The 4,757-nt window shown below is 58.2% G+C and carries 3 protein-coding genes and 1 pseudogene; 2 read left to right on the forward strand and 2 right to left on the reverse strand.

What is annotated here, in order from left to right; genetic code table 11:
• Window positions 1-147 precede the first annotated feature (147 nt).
• Window positions 148-1,500, reverse strand: a complete 1,353-nt coding sequence (locus tag ABX749_RS22530; protein WP_372897966.1) for a rhomboid family intramembrane serine protease — start codon at window positions 1,498-1,500, stop codon at window positions 148-150.
• Between the two features lie 382 nt (window positions 1,501-1,882).
• On the opposite strand from ABX749_RS22530, the gene ABX749_RS22535 reads away from it, so the two are divergent.
• Window positions 1,883-3,061, forward strand: a complete 1,179-nt coding sequence (locus tag ABX749_RS22535; protein ID WP_372897967.1) for a hypothetical protein — start codon at window positions 1,883-1,885, stop codon at window positions 3,059-3,061.
• Window positions 3,062-3,067: 6 nt separating this feature from the next.
• A complete protein-coding gene (locus ABX749_RS22540) occupies window positions 3,068-4,450 on the forward strand; it encodes an MBOAT family protein (RefSeq protein WP_372897968.1) in 1,383 nt (460 codons plus the stop codon).
• 5 nt (window positions 4,451-4,455) lie between these two features.
• Here the strand turns inward: ABX749_RS22540 and ABX749_RS22545 are convergent.
• Window positions 4,456-4,757: pseudogene (locus ABX749_RS22545) on the reverse strand (hypothetical protein); the annotation flags it as partial.

The following is a 4,757-nucleotide window of genomic DNA, read 5'->3' on the forward strand; positions in this document are numbered from 1 at the left end:
GTGCATGCCAAAACGGGAAGGGCATGCTGTGCATGCCAAGACGAGTAGGGCATGCTGTGCATGCCAAATGTCACGCACCGCATGACCGAACTCTTGGGAAAGTGAGGCTCGCGCCAAACGGCAGACCATCGTTTGAACTCAACCCGTTCACCCGCCGCGTGCCAGGCTGAGCAATTCGTCGCGTTTACGCAATCGCTCTTTCTTTTCCGCGTCGATCGATTCGCCTTCGGGTACCACGATCTTCTCCAACGTCGCTATGGCGTGGTCGCGGCGTTGTAGCACTCGCAATTGAATCTGTGCCAGACGCAGACACGCATCGTCTGCCAGCGCGCCTTGTTTTTCCACCGCGAGGGCGAGCGGACGAATCGCGTTGACCCATTGACGTTGCGCGCACAGATCCGATGCGTATCGCATCAACGTCGTCTCGGCCAAACCCGCGCCGATTTTAAGCGTGTCCAATCGCAGGAACGCTTGTTGCGCCGCCGGCAAATTGTTTGATTGCAGACTCTGACGGAGCACGTAGGCCAAGCGATTGAATTCGGGATGGGCCTGACATTTTTCGGCCACACGCTCCGGCGACACTTCGGATGTCCGGCGTTTCTTTTTGCGCGACTTTCGTGGGGTCGCAGTCACCGGCACGGCAGGGGAGGGTGATTTAGTTTTGGGTTTCCATTTGCTCGACGCGAGACCGATGTATTGGCTTTTCGAGACGTCGCCGCCGGTCACCTGCAACGCCTTTTCGACCGGGTTTTCAATTTCGTCGTGCTTGTCGCGATCGCGTTGTCGCTGCTTTTCGCCGTACAGCAACGGGTATTGTTGCAACCACTCGTTACGGGAGATCGCATCCCAGCCTTCACAATCGACCTCGTCGGTTTTTAGAAAGTAGATTCCGATCGGGAATCCCATCAGGGCACCGATCACGTGTCCCATCGCGCCCGACATCGCAAAACCGCTAAACACGACGGAGAGGACATCCATGCCGATGAAGAACACACAGATCGTGACGATGCGTGGTTCGGCGGTCCCCACGAACGGGAAGAAGAAGTAGAAGACACTGATCTCGTTTTCCGGGGCCCAAATCAGCGCGATCACCATCAGGGTCGAAATCACACCCGATGCACCGCCGGCGGCTTCTTCGCCGCCCAGAAAAAACATTGGGATCTGCACCACCGCGCCGATCAACAGACAGGTCGCCAGGTAGATCCCCAAGAAGCGACGATTTCCGACTTTGCCTTCCACCACCAAGCCAAAGCAGAACAGGAAGAACATGTTGCCCATCAGGTGAAATGGGTCAAAGTGCATGAAATTGCCAGTCAGCCACTGCAGCGGATTGATTTGGTTGAACTGGATCAACAACCAATCAATTTGTTCCGGTTCCCAATTGCCGATGAAGACCTGGAACGTGGTCGCGAAAAACACGACGATGTTCGTGACGATCAAACCTCCCGTGACCCAAGGCAGGTGATAGAGAGGCGCGTCGGTGCTGTAGGGGATGATCATCCAAAGGACTCACGAAGAACGGTCGGCCCCGACGATCTTGCCACGAACCGTTTCGTTGACCCATGCAAATCGTCGTTTGCCCAGATCATACACCAATCGCGGCGGCCGCTCACGCTTCCGGACGAGATGCCGGCACGTGGAGTTAGCCGGTGGCTCGTGGCTAGGAGGTTACTCTGTGCCGGGTGCGATGTTATCAGCCGTTTGGCGCGAGCCTACGGGCCTCGGTGCGTCTTCTTGGTGGTTGTGGCCCGTACGCTCGCGCGATACGGCTGATCCCACGTGTGATCCGATTCAATCAACAGCCCAACCACGCGTCCCGCCGGGATTCCGGCACGTGGCGTCAGCCAGTGGCGCGTGGCTTGGGACCTGCGTTGTTGATCCGATGTGGGTATCCTATAGCATCACTTGCCGTCCGACTTCTTACTCGATCTTCCTCCGCCATGCGTCCAAACGCGCCGCCCGACCGATCTTCTGGCACTGGAACGACTTTGCCGACTCCTTCTTTCGCGGCCGATTGATGCTGCGTCGATGGATCGTCGGAATGCTGCTCGGGACCGCTCTGGTGGCCGTCACTTCGCCGTGGTTCGTTCGCAGTTACGTGCCGCGCATCGAAGACCCGACGCGGGGAGTCGCGGTGCTGCAACCGGGATCGGATTACCGTTGGCGCAGCGAAGGATACGCGACGACGCAGATCGGACCGATGGGAATGCCGGGGAGGGTGACCCTGGAACACGAGGAACTCGGCGGACTGCGTTTGGCACTCTGGGGAGATTCTCAGGCCGAAGGGGTTTGTGTGGAGGATCGCGAGAAAATCGCGGCCCAGGTGGCGAGGCTGTCGTCGAATCAGATCCACGTTTATCCGTTCGCGCGCAGCGGCGACGACTGCAACGACTGGATCGCACAGATCGCAACGCTACGTGACAACGATGCGCTCACGGTTGACGCCCACGTCTTTCTGGTCGTCGAGTGGTCCGACTGGACAGCTGAGATCGCTGATGCCAAGGAGGAGCTGGATCCATCACAGTCCAAAATCAGTGCGACGTTTCCCGCCTTCCTGATCCAAACCGTTCGCAACATCCTGACGACCGGCGACGGAACGACACGGCGCCGACTCAGGTTTCACCCCGGACCGGTCGAGTCGCCAACAATTTCAAGCCGATCGGGGGCATCGAATCAGACACTGACGTCTTTGGCAAAACGTTTGTCTGGCCAGTTGGAACGGCTGCGCGGGCAATGCGACGCGCCGTGCATCTTCGTTTACGCACCCTTGATCCCCGCCATCACCGACGGTGAAACCCTCTTCAATGACCCGGATCAGCACGTGTTCGACCGTTTCCGCCAATTGTGTTCCGAGCATGGTTTTTACGTACTCGATGCGCGAGACGCGATGGTTGCTGCTGCCCGCGGGGGCGATTGGCCGCGAGGATTTCACAACGGCCAATTCGGGGTGGGGCACTACAACGCGACGGGAAACCGGATCATTGCGGAACAACTGTTGGCGTTTTCCGATCGGTTCGGGGCGTCCGGGCAAGCCCAAAACGACGATCCGGCGAAGGACTGATCCACGATGCAGTTCACGCAGATCGAGTTTCTGATCTTTCTGGGATGGATCCTATTGGCCGTTTGGCGTTGTCGCACACGAGTGACGCGCAATCTGATCCTGCTGGCGGCCAGCTACTACTTTTATTCATATTGGGACTACCGTTTCTGTGGTCTGTTGTTGTTATCCACAGCGGTGGACTATTTCGTGGCCCGACGGATTTCGCATGCGGCAACGTCTCGGGCCAAGCAGGCGTGGTTGTGCGTCAGCCTTGGCGTGAACTTGGGCGTCCTCGGATTTTTCAAGTACTTCAATTTCTTTATCGAGTCCGCGACACCGTTGATCGAATCGGCCGGTCTCAACGCGAGCACGTTGAACATCATCTTGCCGGTCGGCATCTCGTTTTACACCTTCCAGACGCTCAGCTACACGATTGACGTCTATCGCGGAAAAATCCGGCCGACCGATTCGCTACTCGATTTTGCGTTGTATGTCGCGTTCTTTCCCCAGTTGGTCGCCGGGCCGATCGTTCGCGCCAGCGAGTTATTGCCACAGCTAGCGCGGCGGCCGAACTGGTCAGCGCTACGTTTTTACGGCGGGTTTCAACTGGCGCTGTGCGGACTGATCAAAAAAGTGTTGTTGGCGGATCGATTGGGCGAAGTGGTCGACGTCGTGTTCGCCGCCCCGCAATTGTATGGCGGCCTGACCGTGTGGCTGGCCGTGATCGGATACGCCGGGCAGATCTACTATGACTTTTCCGGCTACACCGACATCGCGATCGGTGTCGCGAAGATGCTTGGTTATCGTTTTCCCAAAAACTTTCGACACCCTTACTTGGCGACCAGCGTGGCGGATTTTTGGCATCGCTGGCACATGACGCTTTCACGTTGGCTGCGCGACTATCTTTACATTCCGCTGGGCGGCAGTCGCAGGGGGCCAATTCGAACCAACGTCAATCTGATCATCACGATGGTGCTGGGCGGCCTGTGGCACGGGGCGGCATGGACGTTCGTGCTGTGGGGCTTCTGGCACGGCGCGGCGCTGGTCTGCGAACGCGAACTCCACCGGCGGTATGACGTGCGCAAGGCCGTGTGGCTGGGAAGGCTGTCGACGTTCTTGGTGGTCGTTTTCGGCTGGGTGCTGTTTCGCAGCACGTCATTGGACCACGTGGCATCGATCACGCGGCAGTTGCTGTTTCAGTCACCGGGAATCAATTGGTATCCGCCGTTGGCGATCGCGGCGATCGGGAGCATGGTGCTGGAACATGCCGCCTGGACGACGCGTCTGAGAATCGCGATGCGTTTGCGGGCCGACCGCTGGTACACCCCGATTGCGACGACGGTGATGATCTGGTGCCTGGTCTTGTACGCGCCACGAGGCTTTACCCCGTTCGTGTACTTCCAGTTTTGATGCGATCAGTGCAGCGAGATCGCTTCTTGCAAGGGTCTTAGGACGGCGCTGACGAGATACTCGTCGACCAGATCGCGGCACAGGGAGGACAGCCGCATGAATTCTTTGTCAAACGATTCATCCGGTCCCAGGCTGTCGTATCGGCGAACCGTCAGGTAGACGCTCAGTTGATCTTCGCTGTACTCGCCCGTCCGCACCTGATAGGCCGTGGTCCGGGATTCGAAACTGATTCGGCACTGCGTCCGGCATTCTTCATCGAGCGCGAATTGCAGCGACGGTTCGTTGGAGAGTACTTTGCCGTAGGGCA

This window comes from Stieleria sp., assembly GCF_041595215.1.
In the GTDB taxonomy this organism is placed as follows: domain Bacteria; phylum Planctomycetota; class Planctomycetia; order Pirellulales; family Pirellulaceae; genus Stieleria; species Stieleria magnilauensis.